Raw genomic sequence first — 22594 nt, forward strand, 5'->3', positions numbered from 1 at the left:
TGCAAAGGAGCAAAATGTACCTGAAAACTACAAAGCAAGCTACAGCGCTGATAAGCTGACTGTAACAAATACGTATGTGAAACCGGCTGACAAAGATAACAAAGGCTCTAAAAAAATCGAAAAAGTTAAGACCGGTGATAGCTTAGACTTGAAATTGTATGGTGGAATCGGCATATTTGCTGTGTTGATTATGATACTGTTGTTCGTAGTCGAGGCTAGACGCAAAAAAAAGCGAGTAATCAAATAAATCTTGGACCTTCGAGCAAGGTGTAGGGTGAAACTGTAAAACTTACAGGATGCCTTATATTCGGATATAGGTTCTAAAGATGTGAGATTGCAGGTTAAAAACGACGCAGGAAGGTGAAATCAATCACCTTCCTGCGTCGTTTTAGACAGTTTCAAAACAAATTCAAAACGAAAAAATAAAAGCACTGCAATTTCAACGATTTCCAGTGCTTTTAGCTGGTGCGCCCGAGCGGATTCGAACCGCTGACCTTTTCATTCGGAGTGAACTACTCTATCCCCTGAGCTACGGGCGCGTAAAATCCGCAGCAATGCGGATTGTTTTTATTAATTAATCATTTTGTTCACGCTTAGACGGGGTACACAAACATGTAGAATATTATAGCAGAAAATGATATAATATGCGACAATTGTGAACGATTATAGCCTATCGTAATAGTGATATTTAAGTCAATAAGAGGAATTGGAGATGGGTAACACATTATACCTGATCAGACATGGAGATACAGAGGGCACAATCAAAGACCTGTTCTACGGCAGCACTGATCTACCGCTGGTAGAGCAGGGCGTGCAACAGGTCAAGGCTTTGCGTGGGCATGGTGTATATCCCAGCCCGGATGGAGCTAAGCTGTACACCTCGGGGATGCTCAGAACAGAGCAGACCTTCGAACTGATATTTGGAGACCGTTCACACGATACTATCCCGGATCTCAAGGAGATTGGAGTAGGCATATTTGAAATGAAGACTATCGATGAGATTAGAGAGAATGCTGAAGCGAGGGCTTGGTTGGACGGAGAAAAGCCTTATATGGATTTCCCGGAGGGAGAGACCAACGATGGGTTTATAGAGCGTGTGGCTCGCGGTCTCGATATGCTCAAAAGTGATGTGGTGCGTTCGGATGTTATCGGCGTGCTGCACGGTGCGGTTATATTTACCTGCATGGCTATGATGTTCCCGGGCGTCAAGGATAAGCCTTGGCAGTGGACACCTAATCCTGCCGGGGGGTATGCGATTGCATTCGAAAATGACACACCTGTCAAGTATAGAAAAATCGGATAGATACCGAACTCCCCTGCTTTGCAGAGGGGTTGTTTTCTTTGTTTCATCACCTTAAAAGGCATCATTATATAGTATAATTAATCGGATATACCATAATATAGGAGAATGACACTGACTCGATGACACCTTATATAATAAGTATGATATTGCTGCTTCTGCTGTCGGGCTTTTTCTCGGCGACAGAGACGGCATTTACATCGGTAAGTAAAATCAAAATTAAGAATATGGCGAGCGACGATGTTACCAACGCTGAGCTGGTACTTGAGATAACGGAAAACTTTGATAAGTTCCTCACTACCATTCTGATTGGCAACAATATTGCAAATATCGCCACAACGTCTATCGCGACGGTATTCTTTATAAAGCTATATGGCAGCTATGGCGCAACTGTTGCGACAATCGTTGTTACTATACTGGTTCTGATATTTGGTGAGATTTCGCCCAAGAACATAGCAAAAGACAAGGCGGAGGGGCTTGCGTTATTTGCAGCGCCGATTGTAAAGGCTTTGATGATAGCATTTGCTCCGCTCAACCGGATATTTGGAATATGGAAGAAGTTCGTGGACAAGCTGTTTAAGGTATCGTCCGAACAGGGCTATACAGAGGATGAGCTCAAGACGATAGTCGAGGAGGCTAAGACTGGCGGCAACATCGGTGAGTCACAGAGTGAGCTGATCACAAACGCGATTGAATTTGAAGACCTTGAGGCGATAGACATCATAACACCTCGTATCGATATCATCGCGATAGAGCTGGGCACTCCTGTTGAGGAAATCGGCAAGACGTTCAAGAGCACGGGTCTTTCGAGGCTGCCGGTGTTTGAGGACGATCTGGACAACATAATCGGTATCCTCAATCAGAAGGATTTTCACAACTACGTGGTTGGAGAAGGCAAGAGTGTCAACCTGTACATCAAGCCTGTGGCATACGTTGCCGAGTCAATCAAAGCATCGATACTGCTCAAGAAGATGCAGGCCAAGGCTACGCACATGGCGATAATCGTCGATGAGTACGGCGGTACGACGGGGCTGGTAACTATGGAGGATATCATTGAGGAGCTTGTCGGCAAGATTTACGATGAGCACGATACTATTGAGATGAGAGAGGTCACTGATCTCATAGATGGATCCTATTCGGTAGCAGGTGGAGCCAACGTCGAGAAGTTCTTTGAGCTTCAGGGCGAGGATATCGATATCGATGCCACCACAGTCAACGGCTGGGCAATGATTGAGCTGGACCGCATACCTAAGGTTGGAGATCAGTTTGAATACACCTCCAAGCACAAGGTGTTTCAGGTCAGGATCACCAGAGCTGACTCTAAGAGGGCGCTTAGATTGCATATCCGCGTTGAAGACAGACCTGAAGAAGACGAGGATGACAACTGATAGAGAAGTAATTCAATACATGAGAGCATTCAATGAAGGGAGCATGTAAATGGGTTTAGCAGAAAAGATTTTTGGAGACCTCAACAAGCGTGAGGTCAAGAAGATTGAGAAAATAGTAGACGTAATTGAATCGTACGATGAGCAGATGCAGTCGCTGTCCGACGATGAGCTGCGTGCCAAGACCATCGAGTTCAAGAAGCGTCTTGGCACGATAAGAGAGGAAGGCGAGGAAGGTCCGTTTGAGACCGTCGACGACATATTGCCGGAGGCATTCGCCGTATGCCGTGAGGGTGCAGTTAGAAGTCTCGGCATGAAGCATTTCAGAGTACAGCTCATCGGCGGTGTGGTCCTTCACCAGGGTAGAATCGCTGAGATGAAGACAGGTGAAGGTAAAACTCTGGTAGCTACGCTGGCTGCATATCTCAACACCTTGACAGGCAAAGGTGTGCATGTAGTTACAGTTAACGACTACCTGGCTAAGCGTGACGCGGACTGGATGGGTAAGCTATATACATTCTTAGGGCTGACTGTCGGCTGCGTTATCAATTCGCTCAAGGGAGATGATCGCAAGGATGCGTATCAGGCTGACATCACTTATGGAACCAACAACGAGTTCGGCTTCGATTATCTGCGTGACAACATGGTTACATATGAGGAAGAACTTACACAGCGCGAGCTTAATTTCGCTATCGTCGACGAGGTCGACTCTATCCTGATTGATGAGGCTCGTACACCTCTGATTATTTCAGGTAAGGGTGTCGATTCCAGCGACATGTACAGGACTGCAAATACCTTTGTTCATACTCTGGTTCGAGATACTACGAGTGAAGAGGAGGACGGTGAGAACGGAATTCACGGCGATTACACAGTCGACGAGAAGGATAAACAGGTTGCGCTCAACGAGACCGGAGTTAAGGCGGCAGAGACTTATTTCGGTATCGAAAACTTCTCCGATCCTGACAACATGGAGCTCAACCACTATGTCAATCAGGCTTTGCATGCTAACTACCTGATGAAGAGGGATGTGGACTACATAGTCAAAGACGGAGAGATTCTGATCGTCGATGAATTCACCGGTCGTCTGATGTACGGCAGACGGTTCTCAAACGGCTTACATCAGGCTATCGAGGCTAAGGAAGGTGTGTCCGTAAGGTCTGAGTCCAAGACTCTCGCAACTATCACCCTGCAGAACTACTTCCGTATGTACAACAAGCTATCCGGTATGACGGGTACAGCCAAGACAGAGGAAGACGAATTTAGAGACATCTACAATATGGATGTAGTTGTCATCCCAACCAACAAGCCAATCGCCAGACAGGATCTGGACGATGCGGTATATGCTCATCAACCCGGCAAATACAAAGCCATTGTTGATAGAGTTGCCGAGGCTAACGCCACCGGTCAGCCGGTGCTCGTAGGTACTATCTCAATCGAGATATCCGAGCTGATCAGCGATATGCTCAAGAAGAGGGGCATCAAGCACAGCGTTCTGAACGCTAAGCACCATGAGAAGGAAGCCGAGATTGTTGCGGAGGCAGGTCGTAAGGGCGCCGTAACAATCGCTACCAACATGGCCGGTCGTGGTACCGATATTATTCTCGGTGGTAATGCTGACTTTGAAGCCAGACAGGAGATGAAGAAGCTCGAGTATACGCCTGAGCAGATTGCTTTTGCGACAGGCTTTGAGAAGTCAACCGACGATGAGCTTAACTCAGCTCGAAGCAAGTATCATGAGCTGCTTGAGTCCTTTGCTGCGGAACGTAAGGAAGAGCAGGAGGAAGTCAGGCAGCTCGGAGGACTCTGCATCATCGGTACTGAAAGACATGAGTCGAGACGTATCGATAATCAGCTCCGAGGACGTTCCGGACGTCAGGGTGATCCCGGTGAGACACAATTCTTCATTTCGCTTGAGGATGATCTGATGAGACTGTTCGGCGGGGAGAGAATGCAGAGAATTGTACAGAGTGTCGGACTTGGTGACGACGAGGCTATTGAGGCCAAGGTGCTGTCGAGATCAATTGAAAATGCCCAGAAGAAGATCGAGGGCAAGAACTTCGGTATTCGTAAATACGTTCTCCAGTACGACGACGTCATGAACAGACAGAGATCGCAGATATACGAGCAGCGCAAGATGGTACTCGATGGAGAGAATCTCCGAGATTATATCATGGGAATGGTGGATGAGCTTGTAAATGCCATCATCGCACCGGTCACTATGAATTCGAGATTCTCCGAGGACTGGGATATGGACGATATATACGAGGGCTGCGAGCAGATAACCCCCGCATTTAGAGACAGGCTGAATTATACAGAGGAGGAGCAAAGAGAACTCGACGAGGAGCAGCTGCGAGAGGATATCAACAGGGTATTCGAGCAGATTTACGAAGAGAAGGAAGTTGAGGTCGGTATTGAGCATATGCGTGAGGTTGAACGCATGATTATGCTGAGAGTCGTTGACAATCGCTGGATGGATCACATCGATGCTATGGAGCAGCTCAAGAACGGTATCGGGCTTCGCGGCTATGGACAGCAGGACCCTGCTGTTGCTTACGCTAAGGAAGGCTTCGACATGTTCGGAGAGATGATTGCAGATATCCGCGAGGAGACTGTAAAATATTGCTTCAACGTCAGTGTCGAGACACGTACGGAGCGTCGTGCAGTTTCGATTGGCGAGGTGGAGAGTAAGGAAGAATATCATGACGAGGAGCTTGCAGCTGCTCGTGGAAATGGTCAGCAGTATCAGACCAACGGAGAGCAGGTTCAGGTGCCTGTTCACCGCACAGAGCCTAAGATTGGCAGGAATGATCCGTGCCCATGCGGCTCAGGCAAGAAGTATAAGAATTGCTGCGGCAAATTTAAGTAGGATGGTTAACACATATCATAGGAGATTACGATGATTGAGCTAGATGAGATAAAGCAGACTTTACCCGAGGAGCTGAGCAAGCTCGCAGAGGTAGGAGATTATCTTTGACCCTGCCGGATTAGCGACTAAGATTGATGACATGGAGCAGGAGATGCTGCGCCCCGGTTTCTGGGATTCTCCCGACGAAGCTCAGAAACTCATGAAGCACAAAAAGCATCTCGAAAACGAACTCGAGCAGTACAACGGACTGAGGCAGGGCTTTCAGGATGTAGCCGATATGATTGAGCTGGCAGACGAATACGACGACTACTCAGAGGCTAAGGACATCATAAGAACCTTCAGGAGACTCCACGAGGAAATGGAGGCTCTTGAGCTAAGCAGACTGTTGACCGGCAAGTATGATGAAAAGAACGCAATCCTCAGCATCCACGCCGGCACAGGCGGGGTAGATGCCATGGACTGGGCAGAGATGCTGATGAGGATGTATCTCAGATACTGCGATCAACATGGCTTTAAGACGGACGTGGTGGATTTGCAGAACGATACGCTGGCCGGTATCAAGAGCTGCACCATAGTGATAAGCGGCATCAATGCATACGGCTATCTGCGCAGCGAGGCGGGCGTGCATAGATTAGTCCGCATTTCACCTTTCAATTCTGCCGGCAAGAGACAGACATCCTTCGCGGCAGTGGAGGTGCTGCCGGATATGGGCGACAGCATCGAAGTCAACATTGCCCCTAATGACCTCAAGATAGATACCTACAGGAGCTCCGGTGCGGGCGGACAGCACGTAAATACCACTGATTCGGCCATTCGAATCACACATCTCCCAACCAACATCGTTGTAACATGCCAAAACGAGAGATCTCAGCTATATAACAAAGAGATGGCTATGAAGATTCTCGCTTCGAAGCTGCAGCAGCTCGCTGAGCAGCAGCACAAGGAGAGCCTCGATGAGCTCAAGGGAGACATGAGTCAGGTAACATGGGGTGCACAGATTAGATCCTATGTGTTCCAGCCGTATACTATGGTCAAGGATCACCGCACCGGCACGGAGGTCGGAAATGTGAGTGCGGTCATGGATGGCGTTCTCGATGACTTTATCAGAGCCAAGCTGTCTCAGGAAGCAAAGGAGAGGAGTAGCTAGTGAAGAAGCACATAGTGTTCGATTTTGATGGCACAGTTCTCGATACTGACCAGCTGATTATCGACTCCTGGCAGGCGGTATTTCGTCGGTTCAGGGGCGAAGAAACTACTGAAAAGCTGATACTCTCTACATTTGGCGAGACAGTTGCGAATACAGTGCAGGAGCTTTTTCCGGAGGAGAATGCGGAGGAGGTTATGCAGGTTTACCGCAGCTATCAGCAGAAGCACAGCGCAGGAGCCTACAGATTATATCCGGGCATCCGCGAGCTGCTCGGCGAACTGAAGGAGCACCGCTACAAGCTGTCAATCGTAACGTCCAGGCTCGGCAATACCACGATGCAGTATTTAGGCGAGATGGGTATCAAGGATAAGTTTGATGTTATTGTCACTGCGGACGATGTGACTTCCCCAAAGCCTGATCCTACACCCTTGTTGACAGCGATGGATAAGCTCGGTGTTGGCAGGGACGAGTCGATAATGCTCGGCGACACGAGATTTGACATAGGCTGCTGCGTCAACGCCGGAGTGGACAGCATCCTCGTCGGCTGGGGCAGGAGCTGTGGCCGAACCTCACTGAGAGGTCTTGAGCCTACATATAGGATCTATCAACCCGGGGATTTGTTTGAGATAATCGAGGGATAGCATGCTTAACCTATTTATGGCACGCGAGTGCATGAACAAGGAGAGATTCATATACGAGAATATACACGGCAAGGCGTATGTGCTGGTGCCCAACCAGTACACGCTTGTCGCTGAGGAGCAGGCACTCAAATATACGGAGAGTGCCTGCCTTCTTGATATTGAGATTCTATCTCTCAGCAGGCTGGGTCAACGCGCGCTGGCTGAGCAAGGCAAGGAGAACATAGAGATACTCGACCGCTACGGCCGTCACATGCTGCTCTACAAGATCATCAAGTCTCATCGTGACGAGCTTGAGGTATTCAAGTCTGCGGCGGACCAAAATGGGTTCATAGACATGGTCAACGACTTTATCGCTGATTTCAAGCAGCAGGACTGCACGCTGTCCGATCTGGAGGCTATGATCGCCGCGAATGATTCCGGCGAGATCCTATCACGTAAGCTGTGTGAGCTGAGAATTATAATCGAGGAATACGAGACTGAGCTCACGGGAAACTACATAGACTCCGAGGACTACAGCTCGATGTACGTCGCGGCTATCGGGGAGTCGGAGCTACTGCGAGACCATACAGTGTGGGTCTATGGATTTGACAGTCTAGCCCCCAAGTACATGGATGCCTTAATTGAGATGGCCAAGCGGGTGGAAGTCAATCTTATGCTCAATGTCAGCGACTTCGGGCTGGATGTCAGTCTAGGTGACGCACTTACTGCAAAAGCAGGTGACGCGGGTGTTGCAGTGTCCCGTGCGTCCGTAGCGGACCGGTACAGAGAGTCTTCGAGATCAACGCTGGATTATCTGGAGCGGAATCTGTTCAGGACGGTGTCAGGCTCTAATGATGCAGGCATTGGGAATGTACCGGATACAGAAGAGATTAACGATGAAATCAAGCTGGTTGAATGCGCCAATCCGTTCTATGAGGCAGAGAGCGCAGTGTCTTACATATACGAGCTCATAAGAGATAAAGACTATAGGATGAGCGATATAGCGGTTATCTGCAACGATGATTCGGCAAGGCAGCCGATCATCAGGCGGACCTTTGATGAGTACGGTATTCCTCTGTTTGTCGATTCGAGACGCACTATCACCGACTCGATGGCGGCTCGCTTCATAGTCAGTCTGATGGAATTCGTGCTGTTCAACTATAGAACCTCTGCGCTGTTTGTATTGCTCAAGACTGAGCTGACGAACGTAGAGAGGGAAGCAGTAGAGCATCTCGAGAACTATGTCCGCAACTACAGGATTCGTGGCAGCATGTGGACGAAAAAGTTCAAGTACGGGCACTTTGATTATACTGACAGCGAGTTCAATCAGCTTGAATCAACCAGAAGCTTTATCATGGAGCAGGTGCTCAAGCTGCAGAACATAGTCGAGGCTTCCGGAACTGTGAGTGAATTCGTGGACGGCTTGATTAAGCTGCTGGAGGAGGAATGGCAGCTGCCGGCCAGACTCACGCGAGCAGCTGAGAGGCAGGCTTTCGAAGGATATAATGAGGAAGCGCAGAATACAGCTCAGAGCTATGAAGCCTGTGTCAAGATTCTCGAGCAGCTGTCGACGATTCTCGGCGATGAGATTTTTGACAATAACAGCTTTGCAGAGCTGATGCAGCTCTACAGGAAGGGCCTTGAATCCATCGATATCGGAGTCATCCCTCCCGCTCTCGATGGAATCACTATGGGGTCGATGATCAGAACCAGACCGAGACCGCTCAAGGCTATGATAGTTCTGGCAGCTAACGAGGGAGTGTTGCCGATGGAGCCATCGCCGGAAGGACTTTTTTCCGTAGATGAGATGGCATTTTTCAAGGAGCATGATTTTCCTATAGGACACCTCGACGAGATCAAGATGACCGAAGAAAACGTAGCCATGTACAGGCTCATCTCCAAGCCGTCCGAGAGGCTGTATGTAAGCTGGGCGCTATCCGACTCGGAGGGGCAGGACTGCAAGCCGTCATCGTTGGTTGATACACTGCGATCAGCATTACCGCAGCTGAAGCTTCACAAGGATGTCGTATCGAACGGACTCGAGATGAGCGTGGTAAACAATCCCAAGACAGCAATGCGCCATCTGCTCAACTATCTCAAGGGACGCCGGTCGCAGGAGCAGATATCCGATGCCGGACAGGTCAAAATGATTACAGATTCGATAATCTCGTGGTATAAGTGCAATAATCCACAGGTACTTGGCATAGCTATGAAGGCGGCGCGAGAGGACAACGCGGCAGAGCCAATTTCAGCGAGAATGGCAGGACGGCTCTTTGCCGGATCTAACGGTGAGTTTTCTTTCTCGCCGACAAGGATTGAGACCTTCAATCACTGTCCTTTTAAACATTTTGTGTCTTACGGACTAAGACCTCGTGAGGAGCGTGAGTTTAGAGGGTCGTCACGAGAGATAGGTGATATATATCATGAGTGTATAATGAGGGTCTCCGAGGAGCTTGAAGCTGAGAATCTCTGGGGGACCATCAGCGAGGCTGAAATCAACCGGCTGGTACAGGAAAAACTCAAAGAGATTGCTGCCGACTATAGGGACGGATTGTTCGTAGCGGATGGACGAGAACAGTACAGGCTCGATAGAGTTGCACGGGTCTGCGCGCGCGTAGCTGACAATCTGGCAGAACAGATGAGACAAGGTAAGGTCGAGAAGTCCTATTTTGAGGAAGAATTCAGAAGAGGCAGGATATTTGACCCGATTGAGCTGACGATAGATAATCACAAGGTGTTTATAGAGGGCAAAATTGACAGAGTCGATGTATTTGAAGGTGGAGATATGCGCGTCATCGATTACAAAACCGGCGGAGATAAGGTTAACATAGAGCAGATGCGCTGCGGTTATAAGATGCAGCTGATGGTATACATGCAGGGTGCTAAGTCCGATGACAGGAGACCCGCGGGCGTGTTCTACTACAACATCAAGGATTTGTCGGTTCAGATGGGTAATGACGGCGATGTTGCTGACACTGTTAGCAATGAGATGAACAAGGGGATGGCTCTAAACGGACTTTGTGTGGACGAAGCGCATATACTGGACGAAATGCCGGAATCTATGCTGGGCGTCAAAAAATTTATCATCTCAAGAGCAACCTTTGAGAGTATTGAGGCAGACGTGAGCCGGTCAATATACGATATCAGCAAGCGGATCATATCCGGTGATGTCAGTATTTCGCCAACCAAGACGAAGGCTGCAGCTGATATCAAGGGAGAGTGTAAGTACTGCAAATACAACTCAATATGCAGATTCGATATAACATACAAAGGTAACAGGTATAGGGAAGTAGATGGGTAAATTGAGGATTGCATCTATCGGCAGCAGCAGCTCCGGTAATGCGTATATAGTTTCAAATGGCAAGACGAGGCTGCTGCTCGACGTGGGACTTACAGCCAAGCGTATCAAGGAGGGTCTGGCTGAATGTAACCTGACCTCAGATGATATCCAAGGCATATTTGTGACTCACGAGCACGTGGATCACGTCAAGAGCATCAGGGCAATTGCCAAGGCATGCGCAGGAGCCAAGGTGTACACGTCTCGAGGCACAGCCGGCAGCTGCGATAAATTTGAACACATACGAGCTGAGCAGCTCGAATACATGTCTGCCCAGGATGTGGTAAGGATTGGAGACCTAAGTATCAAGGCTTTCGCTCTATCGCACGATGCTGCTGAACCGCTCGGATTCAGCTTCATGGAGGAAGGTGAACAGCTCTCGGTAGCGACGGATACAGGAGTTGTTACAGACGAGATAGATGAAGAGGTTAAGCACGCAAATACACTGGTGCTGGAAGCTAACCACGAGGAAAGCATCCTTCAGATGGGAGATTATCCGTATTCTCTCAAACGCAGGATACTGGGAGAATATGGACATCTGTCCAACGTCGCAAGCGGCATCACTATCGCCAGGGCTCTGTTGGCACGCAAGTGTGTGGGACGCTCGGATAGCGATCAGCGTATTATGCTGGCTCATCTCAGCTCTCACAACAATACTCCTGATACCGCGTTGCTGACGGTCCGTAATATTTTGGATGAGAATGAGCTCTGTCAAGGTAGCGACTTTACGATCAAGGTTGCTGCGAAGGACAGCCTTACAGTGCTTTAATAGGCATAGGCAGAGGGAGAGATATGAAGATACGAATCATATGTATAGGGAAGCTCAAGGAGAAATATTGGACTGCGGCAGTCGCCGAGTACAGTAAACGCATCGGCAGTTATGCCGATATTGAGATAGTCGAGCTCAAGGAAAGCAAGCTTCCTGCAAACCCATCGCCTGCGGACGAGACCAATGTGCTCACGCGCGAGGGAGAGAAGATCCTTAGTAGAATCAAGGATAACGACTATGTGATAGCGATGGCAGTAGAAGGACAGCAGCTTGACTCTGTGGAGCTGTCCGGAAAGCTGCAGAGAATATTTGATACAGGATCATCCACTATCGATTTTATCATTGGAGGCAGCTTGGGCTTATCAGATAAAGTTAAGCGGAGAGCAGACTATGGGATGTCTTTCTCCATGCTCACCTTCCCGCATCAGTTGGCAAGGGTGATGCTGCTGGAGCAGGTGTATAGAGCGTTTAAGATTAGTAACGGGGAGACGTATCACAAATGAGAATATAAGTCATGTTTGGTTATATCATGTTGTGAAACCGGCATTTACCTACTCTACAAGTACTATATATAGTAATTCAAGTACGAGGAGACCTCCGCTTAAGAGCAGAGGTCTCCTCGTACTTTTACTTTATACTTTGCGAACATTATGAGGTTTAGGAATATCTCGTAATGTCGTAAACGAGTTTAATGGTATTCCTTGTGATTTGAGAACATAGGAGCAAGAGCCGGAATTACTATACTTGTGAGTATTAATAATCCGCCTATTATGCCGGTTGGCCCAAGCCGTTCTCCCAGGAATATGTAGCCCAGAATCGCTGTTATCAGCGGGTTAAAGGCACAAAACAGGCCGGATATTGACGCGGATAGTCTGCTTTGTGCTACGGGCTGCAGTGTGAAACCGAAACACGTGCACACGATTGCCAGAAAGAACAGAACGCCCCAGGCTGCAGGTGCGGTTGGGAAGGCTGGCCCTTCAACAATCATCGCAAGTGTGAAGGATGAAAGTCCTATAAATGCTACTTGGATTATCCCGAGCATAAACGGATCATCTCGTTTTGAAAACCTGTCCGTGGCAATTACTGCACATGTGTATGCCAGTGCGCTGAGTATGCATATAAACTCTCCCAGGCTAAGCCCGAGATGGCCGCCTTTGAGAGTAAGGAATCCAACTCCGATCAGTGCAATGATTGCGCTGATGATCACACTGATCTTTGGTGCTTTTTTTACCAGTAAGGCATCTACCAACGGTACGAATATAATTGCTGTGTTCTCCAGAAATGACGTAGTCGAGGAGTTGGTCATCTTGAGTCCGATAACTTCAAACGACATAGTCAGTAAAAAGAAGAAACCGATTATAGAACCGTGCATCAATATGCTTTTATCTATCTTCTTCATATCCTTTCGGAAGATAAACAACATGATTATGGCAGCAAGCGGGAATCGGTAGCCGTTCATGGTGAGCGGTCCCATATATGACAAACCTGTTGTTGCAAATAACAGCGACGTTGCGCGTAGTGCAATAACTGAAAACAGCAATATCATTGCATGATTTCGCCTTTTTGTATTCACTTCGCCCCCCACTCTAAATGTAAATCTTTCTAAAAGTAAATCTGATGTTCTATTATTATAAAAAAAATATTAATTTGCGAATATCGCTAATTAATCATATTTGTTGTGATAAAATATCAACATCTATTAAACGTCTTTATTTAATGCTTAATAGCAGGAGCGATATTTTATAGATGGAAACTGAAAAGGTAAAAGCACTTCTTCGTGCACTGGAACTTGGTAATATGTCTTCTGTAGCAGCTGAACTCGGCTACACTCCTTCAGGCATGAGCAGGATGATGGCTTCTCTTGAGGATGAGACAGGCATGCGGTTGATTAACAGAAGCAGGAACGGCATTACGCCGACGAATGAATGTAAGAGACTGCTCGCGAATTTTTCAGCACTCGTCAGCGCGGCTAATCACGTGGAGCAGAGGGTAGCGGAGATATCAGGGATTATAACCGGAGAGGTACGTGTTGCGACAGCGTATTCGACATATTACAAGCTATTTATGGAGCTGATTAAGCAGTTCTGCGTCAAGTACCCGGGTATCAAGGTTGACCTGACATCAGGCAGGAGTACGGCGCTTATGGAGAAGCTACAGAGCGATGAGCTGGACTTTTGTCTCATAAGCTACCGTGAGGGTAACTGCGAATGGATACAGCTCTTTGAAGATCCTTTCTATATATGGGTTCCAAATGATCATCCGGCTGTTGCAAAAGGTGTGTACGATATCGGTCAGATTACCGAGGATAGTTACATTGACCTCTATCCGGGACTTGAAAGCGACAGCTCACGTCTGTTCGCATCACACAATTTCGTGCCAAAGATTAAGTACACGACCTCGGATGCTTATGCGGCCTATGCAATGGTTGAGGCGGGGCTTGGTGTTACCTGTGCAAATGGTGTCTCTATAAACCAATGGAAGGGCAATGTTACAGCCCTGCCGTTTGCGCCTAATCACAATGTTCCGATCGGTATCGCTGCGCCAAACCCGGGGCAGATCTCCCCGGCGGCGAAGAGATTCAAAGATTTTGCGACTGCATTTTTTACTGAACATATATCGGAAATGATGGAAAATGTTAAATAAAAGAAAAAATATAGGCCAGATACAATGTTAATGGTATAAATTTTGTGAAAAATAATAAAAATTAGTGAAGCTATCACATAAGTATTAATTCAGTATAGGTTTTATGCATGTTCCAATTATTTTTTTTGTGCATGTAAGAACAAAACAATAGATAATATTGATTTTCATGATAAAAAAATAGTAGACTTATCATATACGTTCATATAGAAATATACGTAGATATTATGTGATATAGAAATCGTGAGACGGGAGAGTTAAAGATGAACAAAAAGGCCAGAAAAAATGACATAAAGTCCGGTGAGATTCACGCGAGACGTTCATTTGTAACGGATAGATCGAACAAAAGCAGGAGAGATAAAACGGTGCGTGTTATGGCGATCATCATGATTGCTTTGATGGTAGGTTTTTCGTTCATAACGGCAGGAATATTTCTTTTAAATTAGATATATTATTTCGATAAAGTTTTCAGAGGCGAAAATAAGTTGAATTGTATTCTGTGACAAGGCTTTGACAAGCTGAAGCCTTGTTTTTTAATGCTTCCAGTTTGTAAAGGATTTTAATGAGTGATATAATTCAAATTAAATTACGTGCTATACAGTTTTGCCAATTGCGGTTGAAACGTATAGGGCAGAAAGGATACGCTTATGTCGATAGCAGGTATTGAAAAAGTTAGAGAAGCTGAGATTCAGGCTGCTCAGATAAGGAAGGAATCTGAAGAGGCTGCAGCTCAGATTATAGCTGACGGAAAAAGAGAAGCTAAGATGCTGCTTGAAGAGGCTGACAGAAAGGGCAATGAAACTTATAGAGCTGCAATGCAGACAGCTGAGACCAAGGCTGAAGCGCTCTATCAGGAAAGGATAGACTTGGAAGCCGCAGCCTGTAAAGAGCTTAAGTCGGCGGCTAGGGAGAATCTCTCGCGGGCGGCTGAGACGATCATCGGAAAGGTAGTGGGTACTTATGGCAACAGTTAAGATGAACAAGTTGTCCGTCATAGGTATGAACGATGAGAAGCAGACATTGCTCAGAGAGCTCATGGATCTTGGAGTTGTCGAGGTTAGCAAACCGGAGGACAGGCTACAAGACGAAGAGTGGAAGAAGCTGGTTGTCCGGGATGGCGATGAGACTGCAGTTGCAGAGTTTGATAAGAAGATTTCTGCTGCCGATACTGCCATATCTCTACTGGATAGATATGATAGCAGCAAAAAGCCGATGTTCCCGGCTCGCAGGGTTATGAGCGAAGCGGAGTTCAAGGAAATTCAGAGCAAGGAAAATGATTTTGCGGAAAATGTGAATTTCCTCAATTCGTGCGGCAACAAGATAACCGACTCATACGCCAAGGTGAACTCCGCTGAAGCACTCAAGCTTTCGCTGGAGCCCTGGAATAACTACGACCTCCCGATTGATTTGACGTCAACCGATTCGTTAAGTATCAGAATCGGATTGATGCCGCTGAACACAAATGTTGAGGGTGTTGCCAATGAACTCGAGGCTGCAGGCCACTCATCGGTATTTGAGAGCATCAACAAGGATAAGGAGCAGCAGTACGTCATGCTTTGGTATTTCAAAGCAGACGAGGATGAGGTGATGGATGCAGTCAAGCGCCACGGCTTTACACAGGCTCCGATAGCTGATCTAAAAGGTACTGTAGAGGAAAACCTCGCTCAGGCCGATAGGACGATCGATGAGGCTAATAAGGAGATAGGTGCCCTAGAGCAGAGAATCAAGAGCATGAGTGATGTCAGGACCGATGTCGAGAGCTACCACGATATGATGGCAGTTGAGCACGACAGGGCATACGTCAGGAGCAGGCTTCTGACTACAGATGAAACGTTCACCTTTGACGGATGGACACCGAAATACGCTTCCGGCAAGGTTGAGAAATTGCTGGAAAAGTATACATGCTGGTACGAGCTGACAGAACCGGAGGAGAATGATGATGTGCCTGTGCGCTTGCAGAACAAAAAGTTCTTTGCACCAATCGAATTCATCACCGAGATGTACTCGTTGCCGAACTGGAAAGAAATAGATCCGACATCTATATTCGCAATCTTCTATATCATATTCTTCGGAATCATGTTTGGAGATGTGGGCTACGGAATCATCCTATGCGTTATGTCGGTGTATGCAATTAAGAAGAACAAGCTGTACGAGGGCGGACCGTACAAGCTGCTCAGAGTGCTATTCTACAGTGGAATCTCCAGTATATTCTGGGGGGTAATGTTCGGAAGCTTCTTTGGAGATCTCATTCCTGTAGTTGCTAAGACGTTCTTCGGCAAGACAGTAGTCATCAATCCGCTTTGGCTCGACCCGGCCAAATCACCGATGATTTTCCTAGTGTTCTCGTGCGGACTCGGTGTTATACACCTCTTTGTCGGCATGGGAATCAAGGCATATCAGCAAATCAGGGACGGTAAGGTCCTCGAAGCATGCAAGGATGTATTTGCATGGTATCTCATCGTTAGCGGCATAATTCTTATGCTGTTCGGAACCAGGGTCGCTCCGGGAGCTCCGAAGGTTGGCAAAATTATGACTATCGTAGGTGTTGCGGCTGCAATCCTACTGCCATTCATCGTCAACAAGGGGGTTACCAAGGGACTGGGAATCTGGGACATATACAGCGGGTTGACAGGAAATCTGTCCGATATACTCTCGTATTCGAGACTTCTCGGACTGGGACTTGCTTCCACATCTATCGCACAGGTATTTAACTTCCTGGCTTCGATGGGAGGCAAAAGTATAGTCGGCGTGGTTATGTTCCTTGTAATCGCAATTCTGGGACATACGCTCAACTTCGGAATCAATGCTCTTGGAGCATTCGTTCACTCCTGCAGACTTCAATATGTAGAGTTCTTTGGCAAGTTCTACGAAGGTGAAGGCAGGGCGTTTGAACCACTAAGCAGAGATACGAAGTATATAAATATAATCAAGGAGGCAAAATAATGAGTTTAGGTCTAACATTAGCTGTACTGGGTGCAGCAATTGCTACAATCGCAGGCGTAGGAAGTGCTATTGGTGTCGGTATTGCCGGTGAGGCAGCTGACGGTGTAATGTCCGGAGACAAGGTAAGCTTCGGTTCTACACTTGTACTACAGGCTCTTCCCGGCACGCAGGGAATTTACGGAATGGTTATCGCTATCCTGATTCTCACTAAGATAGGAATTCTTGGCGGCAACCTCGCAACAGTGACAACCAATCAGGGTCTTGCGTTCCTATTTGCAGGAATTCCAATCGGTGTAGTAGGCATTGTATCCGGCCTTACACAGGGCAGAGCCGCTGCAGCCGGCATGCAGCTGATCTCCAAGAAGGATGGAGCACTGGGTAACGCAATTATCTACGCGGTAATGGTTGAGACATACGCTATCCTCGCATTCATCATCTCCTTCCTTATGTACAACGGAATCCGGATTGGTTAAATCGCGGTAAATCGTTGTTACTGATATATAGAAAGGGACGGTAAGAATGAGTATAGAGTCTATAACCGAGAGAATCCGTAAGGAGGCTCAGGCTTATTCCGACGATCGTAGAGCGGAGGCAGAAGCTGTAAAAGCGGAAGCACTCAAGACGGCTCAGGCAGAAGCAGACAGGCTGATACAGAGACGTGAGGCGGAGGCTGAAAAGGATGCCGAGGTTCTAATAAGCAGAAGACAGTCGGTTGCGGATCTCGATGCGCGCAAGATGAAGCTCGCTGCCAAACAGACGGTAATTGACGAATGCTATGATACGGCAGTGGAGCGGATTCTTTGCCTTCCTAACGCGGAGTATGTCAAGTTCATCTGCAGACAGCTTGGCAGCTTCCAGCAGGAGGGTGGAGAGGTTCTGCTCAATCAAGCAGATAGAGATAGAATCGGCGCTGACCTTGAGAACATGTTCAAAGGCACAGCGCTCAAGCTAAGCGATGAAATTGCTGATATCAAAGGCGGGTGCATCCTTAGAAGAGGCAATATCTCATACAATGCTTCACTTGAGAAGCTATTATCGAGTGTAAGAGAAGAGTTGACCGCAGAGGTTGCCGGAATTTTATTCAAGTAACCGCAGTAACCAGAAAGGAGGCGTATTTTGGGAGCTGATTTCGTATATGCGAGCTCATATGTGAGAAGCCAGGAGAGAAAGCTTCTCTCGGGAGAGCAGTTTCGCAATATGACAGAGTCTAAAAATATCGACGATATATGCAAAATTCTGCAAGATGCTGGTTATGGTTCTGAAGGCAACGCTTTGACAGCAGCAAATTATCAGGAGGTATTGAAGCAGGCAGAGGCCTCGTTCTTCGTTGAAGTCAAGGAACTCAGCAAGAGCAGCAAGGCACTCGATATATTCTGCTATCCTGCTGACTACCACAATCTCAAGGTGCTGCTCAAGTCAGAAGCGCTGGGCGTAGATAGAGACGAACTTCTCATGGAGAGCGGAACTGTCAGCACAGGCGATATGTCCAAGAGTGTCAGAGAGAGGGATACCATGTTGCTCACCGAGAATATGATCCGGGCTCTTGACGAAGCTGTAGCAGTTCATGCACGCTCAAATGATCCGCAGATGATTGATTTCGTCTGTGATAAGTATTGCTTCGCTGATATTGGTGAGGCGGCAGCGAAGTCAAAAAATGATTTCGTCGAAGGCTATGTAGCACTTTGGATTGACACGATTAATCTCAAGACTTTTGCTAGAGTCAAAAAGATGGGACAACCATGGAAGTACTTTGAAAACGTATTTATTTCAGGCGGATCCGTGGATATGCAGGTGTTCCTCGATAGCTACGACGAGGACTTCAAACAGACGGCGGACAGATTCCTTCCTTATGACATAGCTAAGGCTGTAAACGACGGCGGAGAGGCAATCGATACTGGCGGGAATTTCACGATGCTCGAGAAGATTTGCGATAATCTGCTGGTTGAATACAGCAGAGGAGCCAAGACCGTGACGTTTGGCCTGGAGCCGCTCGTTGCGTATCTCATCGCCAGACAGAATGAGATTAAGGCTATCCGCATCGTGCTCGCCGGGAAGCTGGCCAAGATGAGTCCGGATTTGATAAGAGAAAGGCTGAGGGAGACTTATGAGTAAGATTGGTATTATTGGTGATGCCGATAGTGTGCTCGGCTTCAAGGTCTTCGGTCTGGATGCATTTGCGTGCAGAAACAAGGATGAGGCTGCAGAGAAATTGCATAGTATCGTGAAGGATGATTATGGAATCATCTATGTCACTGAGAAATATTACAAAGAATTAGGTAATGAAATCGCAAAATATGAAACCCTGCGTATTCCGGCAATCGTTCCGATTCCGGGAAGCGACGGGAGCTATGGCGCGGGTCTTAACAACGTCAAGAGAGCTGTTGAGAAGGCTGTTGGTGCCGATATACTATTTGGCGATAAATAATGGAGGTAATCATGGAACAAGGTAAAATCGTTAAGATATCCGGACCTCTAGTAGTTGCTTCGGGCATGAGCAATGCAGATATGTACGACGTGGTCAAGGTCGGACATCAGGGCCTTACAGGCGAGATTATCGAGATGCGCGGCGGAAATGCTTCGATTCAGGTATATGAGGAAACTGCTGGACTACAGCCGGGTGAGCCTGTATTTTCAACAGGGGCTCCGTTGTCTGTAGAGCTCGGTCCGGGACTTATTGAGACTATTTACGACGGAATTCAGAGACCGCTGTCTGTTCTACTCGAGAAGACAGGCACCAATATTGCCAGAGGTGTATCGGAGCCGGCGTTAGACCATGACAAAAAATGGGATTTCGTTCCGGCTGCAAATGTCGGCGATGAGGTTTCCGCCGGAGATGTATTGGGTACAGTCAAGGAGACGATCGCCGTAACACAAAAGATTATGGTACCTTACAGGGTCAGCGGTAAGGTTAAGAGCATCGAGAGCGGCAGCTTTACAGTTGATGAGACTGTTGCAGTTATCGAGGACACATCCGGCAGGGATGTAAAAGTCAAGATGCTGCAGAGATGGCCGGTCAGAGTTGAGCGCCCTTACAAGGAGAAGCTTTCCCCGGACGAACCGCTGATCACCGGACAGAGAGTTATCGATACGATGTTTCCAATCGCAAAGGGTGGTGTAGCGGCTGTTCCCGGACCTTTTGGATCAGGAAAGACGGTTGTACAGCATCAGCTGGCTAAGTGGGCAGACGCGGATATCGTAGTTTATATCGGCTGTGGTGAGCGCGGTAACGAGATGACAGATGTACTCAATGAGTTCCCTGAACTGGTTGACCCTAAGACAGGCGAGTCATTGATGCGCAGAACTGTCCTCATCGCTAATACATCCGATATGCCGGTAGCTGCTAGAGAGGCATCGGTATACACAGGAATTACAATTGCCGAGTATTTTAGAGATATGGGTTACTCCGTAGCGTTGATGGCTGACTCGACATCCAGATGGGCTGAGGCTCTGCGTGAGATGTCGGGACGTCTTGAGGAAATGCCCGGCGAGGAAGGATATCCGGCATATCTGGCATCCAGGCTTGCGCAATTCTACGAGAGAGCCGGTAAGGTTGTGTGCCTGGGAAGTGACGGCAGAGTCGGTGCACTTTCGGCAATCGGGGCTGTATCGCCTCCGGGAGGAGATATTTCCGAGCCTGTGTCACAGGCAACATTGCGTATTGTCAAGGTGTTCTGGGGGTTGGATGCCAACCTGGCACACGCCAGACACTTCCCCGCTATCAACTGGATGAACAGCTATTCGTTGTATTCAGACAGACTCAATGTGTGGTTTGCGGAGCATGTCGACAAGGCTTTTCCTGTTCACAGAGCTAAGGCTCTCAAGCTGCTTCAGGAGGAGGACGAGCTCAACGAAATCGTACAGCTTGTCGGAGTAGACGGTCTGTCAAAGGAAGATCAGCTCAAGCTTGAGGTCTGCAAGATGATTCGTGAGGACTATCTACACCAGAATGCATTCCATGAAGTTGACACATTTACATCTACAAACAAGCAGTTCAAGCTGCTCGACCTAATCCTTCACTTCTATGATGAAGGTCTCAAGGGACTTCAGGAGCACGCTGATTTCAAGGCTGTTGCATCCATGCCGCTTCGCGAGAATATCGGTAGATTCAAGTATCTGCAGGAAGATCAGGTTGACAGCGAATACAGCACTCTGACCGAAAAGCTGGATGCATCCGTAGATGAGCTCATTAAGAAGGCAGGTGAACTGAATGATTAGAGAATATAAGACTATTTCTGAGGTAGCCGGCCCTTTGATGGTTGTTAAGGGTGTAGAAGACGTAGGCTACGATGAGCTGGGAGAGATTGAGCTCGCAAATGGCGAGCTGAGACACTGCAAGGTTCTTGAGCTCAACGGCACTGACGCTGTCGTGCAGCTATTCGAGAATTCCGCAGGAATGAATCTCAAAGAGAGTAAGGTCAGGTTCCTTGGTCACGGCAACCAGCTCGGTGTATCTCTCGATATGCTCGGAAGAGTATTTGACGGAATGGGCAGACCTATCGATGGCGGTGCTGAGATTATCCCGGATAGATACATGGATATCAACGGACTCGCTATGAATCCGGCTGCCAGAGAGTACCCATCTGAGTTCATTCAGACTGGTGTATCCGCAATCGACGGACTTAACACGCTGGTAAGAGGACAGAAGCTTCCACTCTTCTCCGGATCGGGACTGCCACACGCTAACCTTGCAGCACAGATTGCCAGACAGGCTAAGGTTCGCGGGTCTAACAGCAAGTTCGCTGTAGTATTTGCAGCCGTAGGTATCACTTACGAGGAAGCCGAGTTCTTCATGACTGACTTCCGGAGGAGCGGTGCTATCGACCGCTCCGTAATGTTCCTCAACCTGGCTAATGACCCGGCTGTAGAGCGTATCGCGACACCTCGTATGGCACTGACCGCTGCTGAATATCTGGCATTTGAGCAGAATATGCACGTACTGGTTATCATAACTGATATTACAAATTACTGCGAATCTCTCCGTGAGGTTTCCGCAGCTCGTAAGGAGGTTCCCGGTCGTCGCGGCTACCCGGGATACCTGTACACTGACCTTGCAACTATGTATGAGAGAGCCGGTAAGAAGAAGGGCATCGATGGTTCTATAACTATGATTCCTATCGTATCAATGCCTGAAGATGATATTACGCATCCAATTCCCGACCTTACAGGATATATCACCGAGGGACAGATTATCCTATCCAGAGACCTCTACAGAAAGGGTATAACACCACCGATTGATGTACTTCCGTCGCTGTCCCGTCTAAAGGATAAGGGGATAGGCGAAGGCAAGACTCGCAAGGATCACGCGGATGTGCTCAACCAGCTGTTTGCTCTTTACGCAAGAGGTAAGGAGTGCAAGGAACTGATGGCTATCCTCGGAGAAGCTGCACTCAGCGATGTCGATAAGCTATATGCAAAATTTGCAGATGAATTTGAAAACAAATACGTGTCACAGGGATACGAGAAGGACAGATCCATCGAAGAAACTTTAGATGTAGGCTGGGAGCTCCTCAGAACTATGCCTAGATCTGAGCTCAAGCGTGTACACGATGAGTACCTGGATGAATTCTATGAGCAGAAGTAGCTTAGT

20 protein-coding genes and 1 tRNA gene are annotated in these 22594 nt (G+C 47.8%); 19 read left to right on the forward strand and 2 right to left on the reverse strand.

Annotated elements, in window-relative coordinates:
* Positions 1-247: hypothetical protein (locus HMPREF1152_RS09730; RefSeq protein WP_009643918.1), on the forward strand; the 247-nt coding region annotated here is incomplete at its 5' end.
* A 216-nt stretch (positions 248-463) separates the two neighbouring features.
* Here the strand turns inward: HMPREF1152_RS09730 and HMPREF1152_RS04175 are convergent.
* Positions 464-539: transfer RNA gene (locus HMPREF1152_RS04175), tRNA-Arg, on the reverse strand.
* Between the two features lie 173 nt (positions 540-712).
* Here HMPREF1152_RS04175 and HMPREF1152_RS04180 point away from each other — a divergent pair.
* From HMPREF1152_RS04180 to rlmH, 8 genes are all read left to right on the forward strand, one after another.
* Positions 713-1303: a histidine phosphatase family protein gene (locus HMPREF1152_RS04180; protein WP_009643947.1), complete on the forward strand. Its 591-nt coding sequence runs from the start codon at positions 713-715 to the stop codon at positions 1301-1303.
* A 119-nt stretch (positions 1304-1422) separates the two neighbouring features.
* On the forward strand, positions 1423-2688 hold the full coding sequence (locus tag HMPREF1152_RS04185) for a hemolysin family protein (RefSeq protein WP_009643915.1): 1266 nt from the start codon (positions 1423-1425) through the stop codon (positions 2686-2688).
* A gap of 49 nt (positions 2689-2737) precedes the next feature.
* Positions 2738-5551, forward strand: a complete 2814-nt coding sequence (secA, locus tag HMPREF1152_RS04190; protein WP_009643933.1) for a preprotein translocase subunit SecA — start codon at positions 2738-2740, stop codon at positions 5549-5551.
* 30 nt (positions 5552-5581) lie between these two features.
* Positions 5582-6698, forward strand: a protein-coding gene (prfB, locus tag HMPREF1152_RS04195; RefSeq protein ID WP_156791957.1) for a peptide chain release factor 2 whose coding sequence is annotated in 2 segments (ribosomal slippage) — positions 5582-5647 and positions 5649-6698 — 1116 coding nt in all. Because the reading frame shifts where the segments join, the coding sequence is not laid out codon by codon here.
* On the forward strand, positions 6698-7339 hold the full coding sequence (locus HMPREF1152_RS04200) for an HAD family hydrolase (RefSeq protein WP_009643940.1): 642 nt from the start codon (positions 6698-6700) through the stop codon (positions 7337-7339). The genes prfB and HMPREF1152_RS04200 overlap by 1 nt, the downstream gene beginning before the upstream one ends.
* A gap of 31 nt (positions 7340-7370) precedes the next feature.
* Complete coding sequence (locus HMPREF1152_RS04205; protein WP_198004079.1) at positions 7371-10619, forward strand: PD-(D/E)XK nuclease family protein; 3249 nt, start codon at positions 7371-7373, stop codon at positions 10617-10619.
* Positions 10612-11424 (forward strand): MBL fold metallo-hydrolase, encoded by an 813-nt coding sequence (locus HMPREF1152_RS04210; protein WP_009643951.1) that lies wholly within the window; start codon positions 10612-10614, stop codon positions 11422-11424. Before HMPREF1152_RS04205 ends, HMPREF1152_RS04210 begins: the two co-directional genes overlap by 8 nt.
* Before the next feature lie 23 nt (positions 11425-11447).
* Positions 11448-11927, forward strand: a complete 480-nt coding sequence (rlmH, locus tag HMPREF1152_RS04215) for a 23S rRNA (pseudouridine(1915)-N(3))-methyltransferase RlmH (protein WP_009643937.1) — start codon at positions 11448-11450, stop codon at positions 11925-11927.
* Positions 11928-12112: 185 nt separating this feature from the next.
* Here rlmH and HMPREF1152_RS04220 read toward each other — a convergent pair whose 3' ends face one another.
* Positions 12113-12997: a DMT family transporter gene (locus HMPREF1152_RS04220; RefSeq protein ID WP_156791958.1), complete on the reverse strand. Its 885-nt coding sequence runs from the start codon at positions 12995-12997 to the stop codon at positions 12113-12115.
* A gap of 173 nt (positions 12998-13170) precedes the next feature.
* Between HMPREF1152_RS04220 and HMPREF1152_RS04225 the strand changes: the two genes are divergently transcribed.
* From HMPREF1152_RS04225 to HMPREF1152_RS04270, 10 genes are all read left to right on the forward strand, one after another.
* On the forward strand, positions 13171-14067 hold the full coding sequence (locus HMPREF1152_RS04225) for a LysR family transcriptional regulator (RefSeq protein WP_009643921.1): 897 nt from the start codon (positions 13171-13173) through the stop codon (positions 14065-14067).
* 260 nt (positions 14068-14327) lie between these two features.
* Positions 14328-14510, forward strand: a complete 183-nt coding sequence (locus HMPREF1152_RS04230; protein WP_009643931.1) for a DUF4044 domain-containing protein — start codon at positions 14328-14330, stop codon at positions 14508-14510.
* Positions 14511-14711: 201 nt separating this feature from the next.
* Entirely contained in the window at positions 14712-15038 is a 327-nt protein-coding gene (locus HMPREF1152_RS04235; protein WP_009643938.1) for an ATP synthase F0, B subunit domain protein, read from the forward strand.
* Positions 15025-17007, forward strand: a complete 1983-nt coding sequence (locus tag HMPREF1152_RS04240) for a V-type ATP synthase subunit I (protein WP_009643914.1) — start codon at positions 15025-15027, stop codon at positions 17005-17007. Before HMPREF1152_RS04235 ends, HMPREF1152_RS04240 begins: the two co-directional genes overlap by 14 nt.
* Positions 17007-17480, forward strand: coding sequence for a V-type ATP synthase subunit K (locus HMPREF1152_RS04245; protein ID WP_009643949.1), 474 nt, complete (start codon positions 17007-17009; stop codon positions 17478-17480). The genes HMPREF1152_RS04240 and HMPREF1152_RS04245 overlap by 1 nt, the downstream gene beginning before the upstream one ends.
* 46 nt (positions 17481-17526) lie before the next feature.
* Complete coding sequence (locus tag HMPREF1152_RS04250; RefSeq protein WP_009643913.1) at positions 17527-18096, forward strand: V-type ATP synthase subunit E; 570 nt, start codon at positions 17527-17529, stop codon at positions 18094-18096.
* Positions 18097-18123: 27 nt separating this feature from the next.
* A complete protein-coding gene (locus HMPREF1152_RS04255) occupies positions 18124-19119 on the forward strand; it encodes a V-type ATP synthase subunit C (protein ID WP_009643939.1) in 996 nt (331 codons plus the stop codon).
* Entirely contained in the window at positions 19112-19432 is a 321-nt protein-coding gene (locus HMPREF1152_RS04260; RefSeq protein WP_009643929.1) for a V-type ATP synthase subunit F, read from the forward strand. The genes HMPREF1152_RS04255 and HMPREF1152_RS04260 overlap by 8 nt, the downstream gene beginning before the upstream one ends.
* 11 nt (positions 19433-19443) lie before the next feature.
* On the forward strand, positions 19444-21222 hold the full coding sequence (locus HMPREF1152_RS04265) for a V-type ATP synthase subunit A (RefSeq protein ID WP_009643925.1): 1779 nt from the start codon (positions 19444-19446) through the stop codon (positions 21220-21222).
* Positions 21215-22588: a V-type ATP synthase subunit B gene (locus tag HMPREF1152_RS04270; protein ID WP_009643943.1), complete on the forward strand. Its 1374-nt coding sequence runs from the start codon at positions 21215-21217 to the stop codon at positions 22586-22588. Before HMPREF1152_RS04265 ends, HMPREF1152_RS04270 begins: the two co-directional genes overlap by 8 nt.
* The last annotated feature ends 6 nt before the right edge of the window (positions 22589-22594 follow it).

Origin of the sequence: Mogibacterium sp. CM50 (assembly GCF_000293155.1) — a bacterium.
Taxonomy (GTDB): domain Bacteria; phylum Bacillota; class Clostridia; order Peptostreptococcales; family Anaerovoracaceae; genus Mogibacterium; species Mogibacterium timidum.